Below are 14,646 nucleotides of genomic sequence, written 5' to 3'. Positions count from 1 at the left end.
AGTGACCGGGAGCACTATCGTTGCGAGATATGACCCCCATCCCGCTCGCCGAGGAACTTCTCCTCCTCGCGTATGACGACCAGACCGGTAAGGCGACCGGTTCCCGCATCGGGCTCGACCTGGGCATGGCCGCGGCCGTGCTGATCGACCTGGCGCTGGCGAACCGGGTCGCCTATGCGGCTGACGGCTACCTGAAGGTGGTCGACGCCACACCGCTCGGCGACCCGGTGGCCGACGCTGTCCTGGAGAAGGTGGCGGCGGACGAGCCACACACCCCGGCGCAGTGGCTGCAGCGGCTGAGGCACCGCCTGCGCATCCGGGTGCTGGACGATCTGTGCGCCCGTGGCGTGGTGCAGGACGTGGACGAGACCCAGCTGGGCGTCATCCACGTGCACCGCTACCCGACCACCGACCACGCCTACGAGGCCGAGATCCGGCAGCGGCTGGCGGCCGCGCTCATCGGCACCACGATGCCGGACGAGCGCACGGCCGCGCTCGCCACGCTGCTGGTGGCGGCCCGGATGGAGCCGGCGCTGAAGCTGCCGCCGGAGGAGACCGACCGGGCGCACGAGCGGCTGCAGGAGATCGCCAGCAACGCCGGCTTCGTCGGCGACGTCAGCCTGGAGGACTCCATCGTGCGGCCGAGCGTCGCGCTGGTGGTGGCCACTCTGGGCAAGGCGATCCAGGCCGCGCTGGGCACGCCGAAGCCGATCTGACGGTGACGGGAGAGCGGTTGCTGCCGCTCTCCCTCCTCAGACGCCCAGCACTGCCGCTCTCCCCCTCAGACGCCCAGCACTGCCGCTATCTCGCCGCGCAGGGCGGACAGGCCGGCCGCCGCGCGATTCCGGGCCGCGTCGAGGTCACCCTGAGTGACCGGTTCGACCACTTCGAGGTACGCCTTGAGCTTCGGTTCCGTTCCGGACGGCCGGATCACCACGCGGGTACCGGCGGTGCGGAACGTGAGCACGTCGTTGTCCGGCAGCAGGTCGGCCACCTCGGTCACCGGTGCGCCGAGCAGGGCCGGTGGCGGGTTCCGCCGGGCCAGGGTCATCGCCCGGCCGATCTCGGCGAGGTCGTCGACCCGTACCGACAGCTGATCGGTGGCGTGCACACCGAACTCGATCGCCAGCTCGTCGAGGCGGTCGCCGAGCGTGCGGCCCTCGGCCTTCAATCCGGCGGCGAGCTCGGCGACGGTCAGCGCGGCGGTGATGCCGTCCTTGTCGCGGACCAGCGCCGGGGCGACGCAGTAACCGAGCGCCTCCTCGTAGCCGAACGCCAGGTCCGCCGCGGCCCGGACGATCCACTTGAAGCCGGTGAGGGTTTCCGCGTACGGCACGCCACGGGCGGCGCAGAGGCGGCCCAGCAGCGACGACGAGACGATCGTGGTGGCGTACGTGCCGGGGGTGCCGCGCCGGATCAGGTGATCGGCGAGCAGCACGCCGAGCTCGTCACCACGCAGCGGGCGCCACGTGCCGCCCGGCCCGGGGATCGCCACCGCGCACCGGTCCGCGTCCGGGTCGTTGGCGATGGCCAGATCGGCACCGCTCGCCTCGGCGAGAGCCAGCAGCAGGTCCATGGCGCCGGGCTCCTCCGGGTTGGGGAACGCCACGGTCGGGAACTCGGGGTCCGGCTCTGCCTGCTCCGCCACCATCGCCGGTACGCCGAATCCGGCCGCGGCGAACGCGGCGGCCACCGTGTACCCACCGACACCGTGCAACGGCGTGTACGCGACGCTCAGGGCGCGGGAACTGCCCTCCGACAGGACGGCGGCCGCACTTCGGACGTACCCCTCGACGATCTTCTCGTCCAGAAGCGTGCCGGGATCGCCCAGCGGTACCGCCGCCAGGCTGCCCGCCGCCCGGATCGCGGCCTCGATGCCGGTGTCCGCCGGCGGCACGATCTGCGCACCGTCACCGGCCGGCCCGCCCAGCTGCCGGCCCAGGTAGACCTTGTAGCCGTTGTCCTGGGGCGGGTTGTGGCTGGCGGTGACCATCACACCGGCGACCGCGTCGAGGGCACGCACCGCATAGGCCAGGACGGGTGTCGGCAGCGTGCCCGGCATCAGCAGGGCCGGGCGGCCGGCGCCGGTGGCGACCCGGGCGGTCTGCTCGGCGAACTCGCGGGAACCGTGCCGTGCGTCGTACCCGATGACCAGCGGGCCGTGCCCGCCCTGCGCGCCGAGCCAGGCGACCAGACCGGCCGCCGCCTGGGTGACCACCGCGAGGTTCATGCCGTTGGGCCCGGCGCGGAGCCGGCCGCGCAGCCCCGCGGTGCCGAAGGTGAGCGGGCCGGCGAACCGGTCCCGCAGCTCGGCCGCGGTGCCCGGCAGGCCGTCGATCAGCTCGCGCAGCTCGGCCCGGCTCGCCGGATCGGGATCGTCGGCGAGCCAGGCCTCGGCCCGGGCCTCAAGGTCGATGTCAACGTCGGGTGCCATCAGGGATTGATAGCACAGGGCCACTCACAGCTTCAGCTGGAAGCTGTTCGCCATCGCGTCGAAGTACTTCCGGCTCTCCTCGAACTCGCCGTCCGGGGTGGAGAGGAAGAACGAGTACATCTTGTTGTTGACCGTGGTCATCCGCCAGATGCCGTGCCGCATGTCGTCGCCGCTGCCGCACGTGTACTCGAGCTGGGCGCCCGGGTTGCCGGAGACCTCCACCTCCTCGGTGGCGATCGACTTGAACGGCGCCGGGCAGCTCTTGGCCTTCTTCAGCCCGGCCGGCGCCGTCTCGGAGACGAACCGGGTGGGACTGATCTTGCCCTTCTCCACCAGGACGCGGACCTTGCGCAGGCTGTTGTCCGGGTCGATGTAGTCGACGTAGACGCCACCGGCGGTCCGGGTCCAGCCGGCCGGGACCTTGACGCTGACCGCGGCGCTGCCCTTGTAGTCCTGGGTCTCGAAGTCGGCGGCCGCCGGTGCGCTCGACTCGGGCTGGGCGACCGGCTCCGGCGTCTTCGGATCCTCGCCGCCGGTGAGCGCGACGAGCAGCACCAGGATCAGCACCACCGCACCGGCCGCGCCCGCGGAGATCATCTGCTTGTTGCGCGGCCACGACTTGAACGTGCTGACCGCCTTCCCGGTGGTCTCCCGGGCGGTCCGTGTCACGTTCTCGAACGCCTGGCGGCGCTTGGCCGCCGGGCTGGCCACGACCGTGCCCGGCCGGCCGGCCGGGTTCCACGAGTTCTGCGGCGGGATGACGCTTGTCGGGTCCGCCGAGGGGATCTGGTGCGCGGGCAGGGTGCCGGTCGGGTACGCCGCCGAGCCGGGCGGTTCCGGTGCACGGCGCCGTCCGGGAGCGGGCGCGTTCTGCTGCTCCAGCTTGGCCAGGTGGTCGGTGAGCGACTCGCCGGGCGCGAGCATGGCCCGGCCGCCGATCTGGCCGCTCGGCTGCGGCGGGATCTGCTGGGTCTCGGCCGGTGCCGGGCTGACCGGCCGCGGCCCGGACACCACCGAGTAGGGGTCGGTCATCATGTGCGGCGGGCTCTTGCTGGCCAGCGGCCCGGCGAGCTGCTGGCGCAGCATGGTCCGGGCGGTCTGCACGTCCATCCGCTGCGCCGGGTTCTTCTCCAGCAGGCCCATCAGCACCGGGGTCAGCGAGCCGGCCCGCACCACCGGGGCGGGCGGGTCCTCGACCACCGCGTGCATGGTCTCGATCGGGTCACCCTTGTCGAACGGCGGGCGGCCCTCGATCGCGGTGTAGAGCGTGACGCCGAGCGAGAAGAGGTCACTCGGCGGGCCGAACTCGTGGCCCATCGCTCGTTCCGGCGAGATGAAGTGCGGCGAGCCGAGCACCATGCCGGGCGTGGTCAGCTGCACGTCGGTGGGCATCCGGGCGACGCCGAAGTCGGTCAGCACGCACCGGCCGTCCTGACAGATCAGCACGTTCGCCGGCTTCACGTCGCGGTGCAGCACACCGTGCGCGTGGGCCACCTCGAGCGCGCCGAGCAGGGCGATGCCGATCTTGGCCACCACCCGCGGCGAGACCGGGCCGTCCTCGATCACCATGTCGGCGAGGCTGCGGGCGTCCAGCAGCTCCATCACGATCCATGGCCGGCCGTTCTCGTGGACCACGTCGTAGACCTGGACGACGGCGGGGTGCTGGAGGGCGGCGGCGGCGCGGGCCTCGCGCATGGTCCGCTCATACATCGAGTCCCGGTCACTCGGCGCGAGGCCGGGCGGGAGGATGACCTCTTTGATCGCCACGTCGCGGCGCAGCAGCGTGTCCGCCGCGCGCCAGACCGTGCCCATGCCGCCGTGACCGACCGCAGCGCGCAGCGTGTACCGCCCGCCGATGAGCGTGCCCGGGGCTGCACGTCCGCTGGGGGGAGCGCTGTTGCCGCCGCTCCACGTCGGAATCTGAGTCACTGAGGATGCCACCGAGGGGGTATAGGGGGCTGTCGACCAACCCCGCTATCTTGCCCGCTGTTGGCCTCACAACAAAAGTCGCGGCCGGAGTGTTAATCACACTTCGACAGTGGGTAGCGGGAACGTGGCCGAGGGTGCACCCGACGGAACTCACGGTGCCAAATCCCTCACTGTCGGCGGCTTGAACGAGCCTTAGGATCACCCGTGTGAACGCAGAGTCGGGGTTTGAGATCAAGCCGGTTTACGGACCCGGCGACGTGCCCGCGGAAACCGGAGCGGATCAGCCCGGCGAATATCCGTACACCCGTGGCGTCTACCCGACGATGTACACGAAACGCCCGTGGACCATGCGGCAGTACGCGGGCTTCGGCACCGCCGCCGAGTCCAACGCCCGCTATCACCAGCTGCTCGCCGCCGGGACGATGGGCCTGTCGGTCGCGTTCGACCTGCCCACCCAGATGGGCTACGACTCCGACGACCCGATCGCGCACGGCGAGGTCGGCAAGGTCGGTGTGGCGATCGACTCGATCGACGACATGCGGCGGCTCTTCCACGACATCCCGCTGGACCAGGTCTCCACGTCGATGACGATCAACGCGCCGGGCTCGGTGCTGCTCCTGCTCTACCAACTGGTCGCGGAGGAGCAGGGCGTGCCCGGTGCGGCCCTTCAGGGCACGATCCAGAACGACATCCTGAAGGAGTACATCGCCCGCGGTACGTACATCTTCCCGCCCAAGCCGTCGCTGCGGCTGGTGGCCGACACGTTCGCCTACTGCCGTACCGAGATCCCCAAGTGGAACACCATCTCGATCTCCGGCTACCACATGGCGGAGGCCGGTGCGTCGCCCGCGCAGGAGATCGCGTTCACCCTCGCCAACGGCATCGAGTACGTGCGTGCCGCCATCGCCGCCGGTCTCGAGGTCGACGACTTCGCGCCCCGGCTCTCGTTCTTCTTCGTGGCGCGGACCACCCTGCTGGAGGAGATCGCCAAGTTCCGCGCGGCGCGGCGGATGTGGGCCCGGATCATGCGCGACGACTTCGGCGCGAAGAACCCGAAGTCGATGATGCTGCGGTTCCACACCCAGACGGCCGGCGTGCAGCTCACCGCCCAGCAGCCCGAGGTCAACCTCATCCGGGTGGCGATCCAGGCGCTGGGTGCCATCGCCGGCGGCACGCAGTCGCTGCACACCAACGCGTACGACGAGGCGCTCGCCCTGCCGACGGAGAAGTCCGCCCGGCTGGCCCTGCGGACACAGCAGGTGCTCGCGTACGAGAGCGGCCTCACCGGCACCGTCGACCCCTTCGCCGGGTCGTACGCGGTGGAGGCGCTCACCGACGAGGTGGAGAAGGAAGCGACCGCGCTGATCGACCGCGTCTTCGAGTACGGCTCGGCGGTCGACGCGATCGAACAGGGCTTCCAGAAGAGCGAGATCGAGCAGTCCGCGTACCGGATCGCCACCGAGATCGACGCGGGGGAGCGGGTGGTCGTCGGCGTCAACCGATTCGCCGCCGAGTCCGAGGAGAAGTACGAGCCGCTCCGGGTCGACCCGGCGATCGAGGCTGCCCAGGTGGGCCGGCTCGCTGAACTCCGGGCCGGCCGCGACGACCCGGCCGTGCAGTCCGCACTGGCAGATCTGGCGAAGGGCGCCGCCGGAAGTGTGAACGTCCTACCGTTGATGAAGGAGGCGTTGCGGCTCCGTGCGACCGTGGGGGAGGTTTGCCACACGTTGCGCGGCGTCTGGGGTGTCCACCGCCCGGTCGAACGCTTCTGAACCGCGGAGCGTACTCGTAGTGTGTCGCGTCACCTCCGCGATCCACTACCAGTTGAGGAGGTGGCGGGCCGGGACGACCTCCCGTGTGCCCGCCCGACCCGTGTGCCTGCCGGACCTTGGCCGTTTGACCTCAGCCGCGACACCGCACGGCGGGCTCGGCGGGATCTTAACCCGAGCGTTACATAGCGTAATCGAAATAGGATTAGGCTGTCGCGCGTTGCGAAACCCGACAAAACCTCGAGATTGAAGACGGAAGTCGACGTGACTGCAGCTCTGACGGCGCCCGAGGGCGCCGAGAAGGCATGGCCCGGGCCGCCGCCCGGGGCCGATCCCCTGCCCGGCCAGCTCGACCGCTGGCTCGCCGCGCGGGGTGCCGAGCTGGTAACGATTCGTCGGCACATTCACGCCCACCCCGAGCCGTCACACTCCGAGTTCGAGACCGCCGCTCTGATCGCTCGCGAGCTGACCGTCGCCGGCCTCACGCCCCGCATGCTGCCCCGCGGCAACGGTGTCGTCTGCGACATCGGCGAGGGTGACCGGGTCATCGCCTTCCGGGCCGACATCGACGCGCTGCCGCTGCAGGACCTCAAGGACGTGCCGTACCGCAGCACCGTCGACAACCTCGCCCACGCCTGCGGCCACGACGTGCACACCACGATCGTGCTCGGCCTGGCCCTGGCCCTGGCGCAGCTCGACAAGCAGGGCGAGCTGCCCGGCCGGGTCCGGCTGATCTTCCAGCCCGGCGAGGAGGCCATCCCCTCCGGCGCACCCGAGGTGATCGCCGCCGGCGCGCTCAAGGACGTCGCCGCGATCTACGCGCTGCACTGCTACCCGCAGCTGCCCGCCGGCCTGGTCGGCGTGCGCTCCGGCCCGTTCACCGCCGCCGCCGACACCGTCAAGGTCGCGCTCAGCGGCCCCGGCGGCCACACCGCGCGCCCGCACCTCACCGCCGACCTGGTGCACGCCCTCGGCCGGATCATCGTCGACGTGCCGTCCCTGCTCGACCGCCGCGTCGACCCGCGCGCCGGCGTCTCCCTCGTCTGGGGCGCCGTCCACGCCGGCCAGGCGTTCAACGCCATCCCCGGCTCCGGCGAGGTCCTCGGCACCGTCCGCATCCTCAACCGCGACGCCTGGCGCGAAGCCCCCGAGCTGATCACCAAGCTGATCCGCGACGTGGTCGCCGCAACCGGCGCCGAAGCCGACATCACCTACACCCGCGGCGTCCCACCGGTCATCAACGACCGCATGGCCTCAGCCGTCATCGCCGGCGCGGCGGGCGCCGCCCTCGGCCCCGAACGCGTCGTCGAAGCCGAACTCAGCATGGGCGGCGAAGACTTCTCCTTCTACCTCGAACACGTCCCCGGCGCGATGATCCGCCTCGGCACCGCCCAGCCCGGCTCCGACGTACGCCACGACCTCCACCAGGGCGACTTCGACGTCGACGAACGCAGCATCGGCTACGGCGTCCGGGTCCTGGTCCACACCGCGCTGGCGGCGCTCTCGACGGGCGCTTTCTAAAACCACAACCACAACGGCAACTGCAACTTCAGACGTACGCCGGACGCAAAGCTCTCCACCGCCCACGCGACCACCTGCCCACTCCCGGCCGCAGCGCGCCCGCCGGGCGTGAGCGGTCGCTCACCCTCACCCCAACCCCACTCCTCCCGCTCCCCACCCCCTCGCCGCCGGCCGCGCCCCCTCGCCGCCGGCCGCCCCCCTCGCCGCCGGCCGCCCTCCTCGCCGCTGGCCGCCCTCCTCGCCGCCGGCCGCCCTCCTCGCCGCTGGCCGCACCTCCCCGCCGCCAGCCGCTTGCTCGCACCGCCGGCCCCCTCTCGTCGCCAGCAGGCCCTCTTCGCCTGCCCCGCCGCACCCCCCTCGCCGACGGCCAGCTGGACGTGAGCGGTACTTCCTGCCGTCCGAGGCACCGCTGAGCGCCAGCTGGCCGGGTCAGCTGGGCGTGAGCGGGGGTTTTCGGCGCTCGGGGCACCGCTGAGTGCCAGCTGGTGGGGTCGGCTGGCGCTCAGCGGGGGTTTTCGGCGCCTGGGGCACCGCTGAGTGCCAGCTGGCCGGGTCGGCTGGCGCTCAGCGGGGGGTTTCGGCGCTCGGGGCACCGCTGAGTGCCAGCTGGTTGGGTCGGCTGGGTGTGGGAGGCGATGCAGGGGGCTGGGCTGGGCGGGAGTGGGGTTGGGGTTGGGGTGAGGGCGACCACCCGCTCACGCCCGGCGGGCGCGCTGCGGCCGGGAGTGGGCAGGTGGTCGCGTGGACAGTGGAGAGCTTTGCGTCGGGCGTACGTCGGCATTTTGGTGGGGAGAGTGGGCTGGCGTCTTGGGTCGCGTCGCCCGGCAGAGGGTTGAGGCGGCAGGGCTTAGGCGGCAGGGCTTAGGCGGCAGGGCTTAGGCGGCAGGGCTTAGGCGGCAGGGCTTAGAGCGGTTGGGTGGAGCGGCAAACGTTGGCGGCGGGGTTAAGGGGTGGGGGACGAGTCGGCGGTGGCGGCGGGGGTTAAGGGGTGGGGGGAGGAGTCGGCGGCGGGCTGGCGGCGGCGGTAGCGGCGGAGGGCGTAGAGGATGGCCCAGGCCGGGAGGCCGATGGCGATGAGCCAGGGGAGCAGGGCGCCGAGGACGGTCATCAGGACGGCGAGGGAGGCGGTCAGGGCGTTCCAGCCGCCGGAGAGGCCGGCCAGGAAGCCGGGCGGTTCGTCGTCGGGGTCGGCGGCCTGGGTGGCGTCCGGGTCGAGGAGGACGACGGTGATCGTGGAGAGTGCGGTCAGGTCGGCGAGGCGGCGTTTCTTCGCCTCCAGGGAGGCCAGGTCCGACTCGCGGGTGGCCACCTCGCGCTCGAGCATCACCAGGTCGTCGAGGTTGGCGGCTTTGCTGAGGAGCTGCTTGCCGCTCTCGACGCGGGCCTTCTGCACGGAGATCCGGGCGTCCAGGTCGACGATCGCCTCGGTGACGTCCTCGGTGTTGATACCGCGGAGCTCCTCCTTGCCGAGCTTGGCGAGCTGGTCGACGACGGAGTTGAACTTGGCGGCCGGGATCCGCAGGGTGAGGTTGGCGGTGTCCGAGGTGGCGCCGGTGTGCCGCTCGTCGGCGCCGACGAAGCCGCCCGATGCCGAGGCGATGCCGGTGGCCTGGGCGGCCGCGGCGGTGACGTCGTCGACCCGGACCGTGATCGAGCCGGTGTAGATGATCGAACGCTGGTCGACGCGGAGGTCCGGTGCCTGCGCGGTGGCGTTCTTGCCCTGATCGACGCCCTGGCCGGCGTCCTGACCGGCGCCCGGCGCGGCTTTGTCCTCGGCTGGAGCACCCTGGTCGGCCATGCCGCCGCCGGTGGCCCGTTCGGGTGCTGCCTGTGAGGCGGCGTTGTCCTCGGCACCGGCGCCGCACCCGGCCAGGAGTGCTCCGGTGAGCAGGGCGGCGGCGATCAGCTTGATGGTTCCCCGTTTATGCATGACGCTCCGATCTTCGCGGATTTGAGCGGTGGGACGTTCGGCACACACGTTCCGGTTCCGGCAGACTGCGAGATGACCGGTCACGATTCAGCTGCGGAGGGGTCCCGTGCGCGTCACGAAGTTCACGCATTCCGGCCTACGGGGGCTCGGCACCCCTGAGCACGGCAGGCACCTGGAGAGCCGATCCGGCGCCGAGGACCAGCACGGCCCGGTGCTCGACTGACGTGCCGAGCAGGACCGACAGCATCGTGCGGCGGCTCTACGAGGAACCGCCGGAGGGTTTCGTGGCCACCCGGGCGGCCGCCGTCGAGGAGGCTCGGCGCGGCGGCGACCGGGAGACGGCCAAGCAGCTCGCCGCCCTGAAGAAGCCGACAGTGGCCGCCTGGGTGGTCAACCTGCTCGCGCTCAAACGACCGGAGCTGATCGGGGAGCTGGTCGAGCTCTCCACCGCACTCCGCGCCGCACAGCGCGACCTGCACGGAGACCAGCTGCGGGAGCTGTCCACGCAGCGGCGGCAGTTCGTGTCGGCCATGGTCGTGGCCGCCCGCAAGCTCGCCGTCGCGGCCGGTGCGCCGTCCGAGCGGCTGCCGCTGGCCGAGGTGGAGGCGACGCTCACCGCGGCGCTGGCCGAGCCGGAGATCGCCGAGCAGGTGCGGACCGGGCGGTTGATCCGGGCGGCGACGTACGCGGGGTTCGGCGAGGTGCCGCGGCCACGGCTGCGCCTGGTCACGGACGACTCCCCGGTCCTGCCCTCTCCCGATGCGGACAACTCGGACGAGGTTGACTCGGATGACGATGACTCGAATCAGGATGACGGCCCGCGGAAGGGTTCCGCGCAGGACAGGGCAGCGGCTGAGCAGCGCCGCCGCGAGTCGGAGCACCGCCGCCGGGAGTCCGAGCGCAAGCGCCGGGAGCTGGACCGTCAGCTGGCCACCGCGATGGCGGCCGAGCGGCGGGCCGACGACCAGCTGGTGCGGGCCGAGACCGCCGAGCGGGACGCCGGTCACCTGGTGGAGGATCTCGACGCCGAGCTGGCCGAGCTGGAGCGCCGGCGTACCGAGGCGGTGGCCGACGTGGCCCGGCGCAAGCTGGCGCGGCGCACCGCCGAACGGGAGGCCGCGGCAGCCCGGCGGCAGGTCGGTGACGTACAGGCCGCACTCGATGATCTCGCCGCCGGTGAGTCCGGCTGAGCAGAGCCGGGAGCCGGACTGGGCAGAGCCGGGAGCCGGGCTGGGCAGAGCCGGGAGCCGGACTGGGCAGAGCCGGGAGTCTGACCGAGCGGAGCCGGGGAATCCGACTGAGTAAATCGGACAGTCACGCCCGGCGAGCGTTTTCTTTCACCGCGCAAGGAGAGCAGAATCGGGCAGGTGACGCCGGAACAGGCAGCAGCGAACGCCAAAGCGGGACTCGCCACGATCATCGGCGCGTTCGCGGAATCACCGCAGACGCTGCGCCGTGCCCGCCTGCTGGGTCTGTCCGGCTGGGCCTATCACGTGTCGGCACGGGCCGGAGCGCTCGGTGAGGTCCGGCCCGAGACGGTCGCCGCCGTCCTGGCCTTCATAGCGCCGGAAGCGGTGACCGACGGCTGGGAGGCCACGGTGAAGACCTCCGCACCGGGCGAGGTCGCCACCTGGCACCAGCACGAGCTCTGCACCTGGGGTTCCGAGCAGCTCGGCGGTTTCCCGCGGCTGGCCCGGCTGCTCGAGCTCGGCGGCCGGGTGGCGGACGCGGTGGACCCGGCGGGGCTGCCGCTGTTCGCGGCGTGGCGGGCGATGCCGGTGCCGGACCCGGGTGCGGGTGCGCGGGCGGCCGTGCTGCTGCACCTGCTGCACGAGCACCGGCAGGGGGTGCACGTGATCGCGGTGCGGGCCGGTGGGCTGACCCCGATCGAGGCGATCATCGCCGGCCCGGACGGGGAGACGGGTGCCGTGGCGTTCGGGTGGCAGCCGCCCTACCCACCTGCCGGGCCGCTGGTCCGGCGCCTGATGTGGGCGGAAGCGGTGGCGAATTCGCTGGCGGGGCAGGCGTACGCGGCACTGGATCGCGCCGAGCGGGTGGAGTTCGCCGGGCTGCTGGAATCGCTGAGCCACCGCCTGACGCGCTGACCCACCCACGGCCTGCTCCGGCGGATGGCCGGCCAGGGCCTGCTCCGGCGGATGGCCGGGCCACGCCGCGAGGGCGGGCGTCGATTCGGCTGACCCGGCCGACGCCCGCACGCCTCTACTTCAGGGCCGACACGGACAAGGCCGGCATGGACGCGCTCCACCGCGCCCCGTCACCGAGACGAGGCACAGCGACGAGGCACAGCTAACGGCCCTAGAGCTCCGGAAGCTCTTCACGGGTGGGCCGCCGGCGCAGCTCCTCGACGTAGTCGTCGGGCGCGCCCGCCTTCTCCGCCGCGGTGGCTATCTCCGAGAGGTACCACGCGGTCGGCATGCCCCCCTCGTAGCCGGTGAAGACATACACCCAGGCGGACACTTCACCGTCAAGCGTCGATACACGCACGGTGACTTTCTGGTACGCCTCAGCTGTCACCCCCTCAACCTCGTCGAGCTGTGACGCATCCCACGGATGCACGTCGTAGAGGGAGACGAAGACCCGATCGCCGGGTGATTCGACAATCGTGGTGACCGCTCCCTCCCAGCCCATTTCTCCCTCACCGGCAAAGGTGAGGCGCCAGCCTTCGATCCACCCCACGCCGATCATCGGCGAGTGCGGACAGTAGGCCCGCATGCGGGCGGGATCCAGGTTCGAGCCATACGCGGCGTAGTGACGCACGGCGACGACGATAGTCGTAGCGGCCGGTGGTGAGAATATGAGACGTGCGTGTCGGCACAGTTGCTCTCTTTGGAGGTCTTGAGTCGTGAGCCGGATTGTCATCGTCGGTGGAGGGCCGGGTGGGTACGAGGCCGCCCTCGTGGCCGCTCAACTCGGCGCGGAGGTCACGCTCGTCGAGGCGGACGGTCCCGGGGGCGCCTGCGTCCTGACCGACTGTGTTCCGTCCAAAACCTTCATCGCCAGTTCCGAGGTGATGACCGGTTACCGCCACAACGAGGGCTTCGGCATCCGGTCGGCGGGTCTCGAGGGTGTGAGCGTCGACGCGGTGGCGGTGAACGAGCGGGTCAAGCGCCTCGCCCTGGCCCAGTCGGGTGACATCCAGACCAAGCTGGTCAAGGCCGGGGTGGACGTGGTCCGCGGCCGGGCTCGGCTCGGCGAGGACCGGCTCGGCCACACGCACCAGGTCCTCATCACCCCCGAGGACGGCCCTGAGTACGCGGTGGAGGCCACCACGGTCCTCATCGCTACCGGAGCCACCCCCCGGGTGCTTCCGACCGCCCGTCCGGACGGTGAGCGGATTCTGGACTGGCGTCAGGTGTACGACCTGACCGAGCTTCCCGAGCACCTGGTGGTCATCGGCTCCGGTGTGACGGGTGCCGAGTTCGCCAGCGCGTACCTCGCCATGGGCGTGAAGGTGACCCTCGTCTCCAGCCGGGAGCGGGTCATGCCGCACGAGGACGCCGACGCCGCGATGGCGATCGAGCGGGTCTTCCGGGACCGCGGCATGACGATCCTCAGCCAGGCCCGCGGCAACTCGGTGGTGAACACCGGTGACGGCGTGCAGGTCACCCTCTCCGACGGCCGGGTGATCGACGCCTCACACGCGCTGATCGCTGTCGGCGCCATCCCGAACACCGGCGACCTGGGCCTCGCTGAGTACGGCGTGGCGGTCGGCGACGGTGGTTACGTGACAGTGGACCGGGTCTCGCGGACCAACGTGCCGGGCATCTACGCCGCCGGTGACTGCACCGGTGTGCTGCCGCTCGCCAGTGTCGCCGCGATGCAGGGCCGGATCGCGATCTGGCACGCCATGGGTGAGGCGGTGGCGCCGCTGCGGCTGCGGACCGTCTCGGCGAACGTCTTCACCGACCCGGAGCTGGCCACCGTCGGTGTCTCGCAGAACGAGGTGGACTCCGGGCGTACGCCGGCCCGCCAGGTGATGCTCCCGCTGACCGGCAACGCCCGGGCGAAGATGGCCGGCCTGCAGGACGGGTTCGTCAAGCTCTTCTGCCGGCTGGCGACCGGCCAGATCATCGGCGGTGTCGTGGTGGCGCCGAAGGCCAGCGAGCTGATCCTGCCGATCACCATGGCGATCGAGAACAACCTGACGGTGGACCAGCTGGCGCACACCATCACGATCTACCCGTCGCTGTCGGGCTCGATCGCCGAGGCGGCCCGTCAGCTCATGCAGCACGAGATTCAGTAGCGGGTTCGCTCTGCGCGTCCTCTTCGGCGGATTTCCCGCCGAAGAGGGCCAGGATCCAACCGGCTGTGCCGAATATCACTGCGGCGGCGGCCGCGACGGCGAACAGCCGCCACGCGGATTGGGTGATCGCGGTGCCGCCCAGGTGCCCGACCAGCCCGCCGTAACAGGCCCAGCTGAGTGAGGCCAGACCGTCGTAGGCGACGAACAGTTTGACCGGATATCCGGTGCGGCCGGCGTGGTAGCCGGAGGCCATCCGGCCGCCCGGCACGAACCGGCAGAGCAGCATCACCAGCGGGCCGGGCCGGCGCAGACCGCGGGTGAACCGTTCCGCCGCGCGCCGGGTCTTGGACGGGTCACCGTCCTCGTTCTTCGGGGCGAACCTGGCACGCAGGGCGCTGAGCTGGGCTCCGGTAGATCGGCCCAGCACGAAGGCGATCGTGTCGCCGGTGAACATGCCGATGGCCCCTACCGCAATGACCATGGCCAGATCAAGATTGCCGTAGACGGTGAGCGCACCCGAAGTGATCATGATGGCCTGGATCGGCACGACCGGCACCAGGGCGTCCACCGCGAGGAATCCGAACAGGGCCAGGTACGCCCACGCGGGCGTCGCCAGCACGGTCAGCAGTTCGGTCATCGGTGGGGTCACCTCGCTTCGGGACTCACGGCATTGTCCGTGGGCGTAGCTGAGAGTGCGCTGTGTTCAGCATGCTCTCCGACCGGGATGTCACCGCCGTGATGCCGGACACGCTACGGGCGCGGGTCCCCCGCGCGCGCCTCCTTTTCGTGGCGCCGGGCC

11 protein-coding genes are annotated in these 14,646 nt (G+C 71.4%); 6 read left to right on the top strand and 5 right to left on the bottom strand.

What is annotated here, in order from left to right:
- Positions 1-29: 29 nt before the first annotated feature.
- Positions 30-716 carry a GPP34 family phosphoprotein gene (locus ACFQV6_RS04645; protein WP_378026048.1) on the top strand — a complete coding sequence of 229 codons (687 nt, stop codon included), beginning with the start codon at positions 30-32 and terminating at the stop codon, positions 714-716.
- Between the two features lie 65 nt (positions 717-781).
- Here the strand turns inward: ACFQV6_RS04645 and ACFQV6_RS04640 are convergent, their stop codons facing one another.
- Together ACFQV6_RS04640 and ACFQV6_RS04635 are read right to left on the bottom strand one after the other, a co-directional pair.
- A complete protein-coding gene (locus ACFQV6_RS04640) occupies positions 782-2,434 on the bottom strand; it encodes a phospho-sugar mutase (protein ID WP_378026047.1) in 1,653 nt (550 codons plus the stop codon).
- Between the two features lie 24 nt (positions 2,435-2,458).
- Positions 2,459-4,363 (bottom strand): protein kinase, encoded by a 1,905-nt coding sequence (locus tag ACFQV6_RS04635; protein WP_378026046.1) that lies wholly within the window; start codon positions 4,361-4,363, stop codon positions 2,459-2,461.
- A 206-nt stretch (positions 4,364-4,569) separates the two neighbouring features.
- Here ACFQV6_RS04635 and ACFQV6_RS04630 point away from each other — a divergent pair, with 206 nt between their 5' ends.
- Positions 4,570-6,135 (top strand): methylmalonyl-CoA mutase, encoded by a 1,566-nt coding sequence (locus ACFQV6_RS04630; protein WP_378026045.1) that lies wholly within the window; start codon positions 4,570-4,572, stop codon positions 6,133-6,135.
- 261 nt (positions 6,136-6,396) lie between these two features.
- Positions 6,397-7,653: an amidohydrolase gene (locus ACFQV6_RS04625; RefSeq protein WP_378026044.1), complete on the top strand. Its 1,257-nt coding sequence runs from the start codon at positions 6,397-6,399 to the stop codon at positions 7,651-7,653.
- Positions 7,654-8,596: 943 nt separating this feature from the next.
- Here ACFQV6_RS04625 and ACFQV6_RS04620 read toward each other — a convergent pair.
- Complete coding sequence (locus tag ACFQV6_RS04620; protein ID WP_378026043.1) at positions 8,597-9,583, bottom strand: DUF4349 domain-containing protein; 987 nt, start codon at positions 9,581-9,583, stop codon at positions 8,597-8,599.
- Positions 9,584-9,807: 224 nt separating this feature from the next.
- Between ACFQV6_RS04620 and ACFQV6_RS04615 the strand changes: the two genes are divergently transcribed.
- Both ACFQV6_RS04615 and ACFQV6_RS04610 read left to right on the top strand, forming a co-directional pair.
- Positions 9,808-10,773: a hypothetical protein gene (locus ACFQV6_RS04615; RefSeq protein ID WP_378026042.1), complete on the top strand. Its 966-nt coding sequence runs from the start codon at positions 9,808-9,810 to the stop codon at positions 10,771-10,773.
- 177 nt (positions 10,774-10,950) lie between these two features.
- On the top strand, positions 10,951-11,688 hold the full coding sequence (locus ACFQV6_RS04610) for a hypothetical protein (RefSeq protein ID WP_378026041.1): 738 nt from the start codon (positions 10,951-10,953) through the stop codon (positions 11,686-11,688).
- Positions 11,689-11,899: 211 nt separating this feature from the next.
- Here the strand turns inward: ACFQV6_RS04610 and ACFQV6_RS04605 are convergent, their stop codons facing one another.
- Positions 11,900-12,361, bottom strand: coding sequence for a gamma-glutamylcyclotransferase (locus ACFQV6_RS04605; protein WP_378026040.1), 462 nt, complete (start codon positions 12,359-12,361; stop codon positions 11,900-11,902).
- Between the two features lie 85 nt (positions 12,362-12,446).
- Here ACFQV6_RS04605 and ACFQV6_RS04600 point away from each other — a divergent pair, with 85 nt between their 5' ends.
- Positions 12,447-13,847, top strand: coding sequence for an NAD(P)H-quinone dehydrogenase (locus tag ACFQV6_RS04600; protein ID WP_378026039.1), 1,401 nt, complete (start codon positions 12,447-12,449; stop codon positions 13,845-13,847).
- Here ACFQV6_RS04600 and ACFQV6_RS04595 read toward each other — a convergent pair.
- The gene (locus tag ACFQV6_RS04595; protein ID WP_378026038.1) at positions 13,825-14,484 is read right to left on the bottom strand and encodes a DedA family protein; all 660 of its coding nucleotides are present in this window, start codon (positions 14,482-14,484) and stop codon (positions 13,825-13,827) included. The two genes, ACFQV6_RS04600 and ACFQV6_RS04595, sit on opposite strands and share 23 nt — an antisense overlap.
- Positions 14,485-14,646: the final 162 nt, after the last annotated feature.

This window comes from Actinoplanes sp. GCM10030250, assembly GCF_042666575.1.
In the GTDB taxonomy this organism is placed as follows: domain Bacteria; phylum Actinomycetota; class Actinomycetes; order Mycobacteriales; family Micromonosporaceae; genus Actinoplanes.
The sequence above is the reverse complement of the archived record's forward strand: the minus strand, read 5'-3'. Positions and strand labels throughout refer to the sequence as shown.

Excerpts from the sequence above, each read along its gene's own strand:
- ACFQV6_RS04595 (WP_378026038.1), bottom strand. The coding sequence starts at position 14,484 with ATGACCGAACTGCTGACCGTGCTGGCGACGCCCGCGTGGGCGTACCTG.
- ACFQV6_RS04645 (WP_378026048.1), top strand. The coding sequence starts at position 30 with ATGACCCCCATCCCGCTCGCCGAGGAACTTCTCCTCCTCGCGTATGAC.
- ACFQV6_RS04620 (WP_378026043.1), bottom strand. The coding sequence starts at position 9,583 with ATGCATAAACGGGGAACCATCAAGCTGATCGCCGCCGCCCTGCTCACC.
- ACFQV6_RS04640 (WP_378026047.1), bottom strand. The coding sequence starts at position 2,434 with ATGGCACCCGACGTTGACATCGACCTTGAGGCCCGGGCCGAGGCCTGG.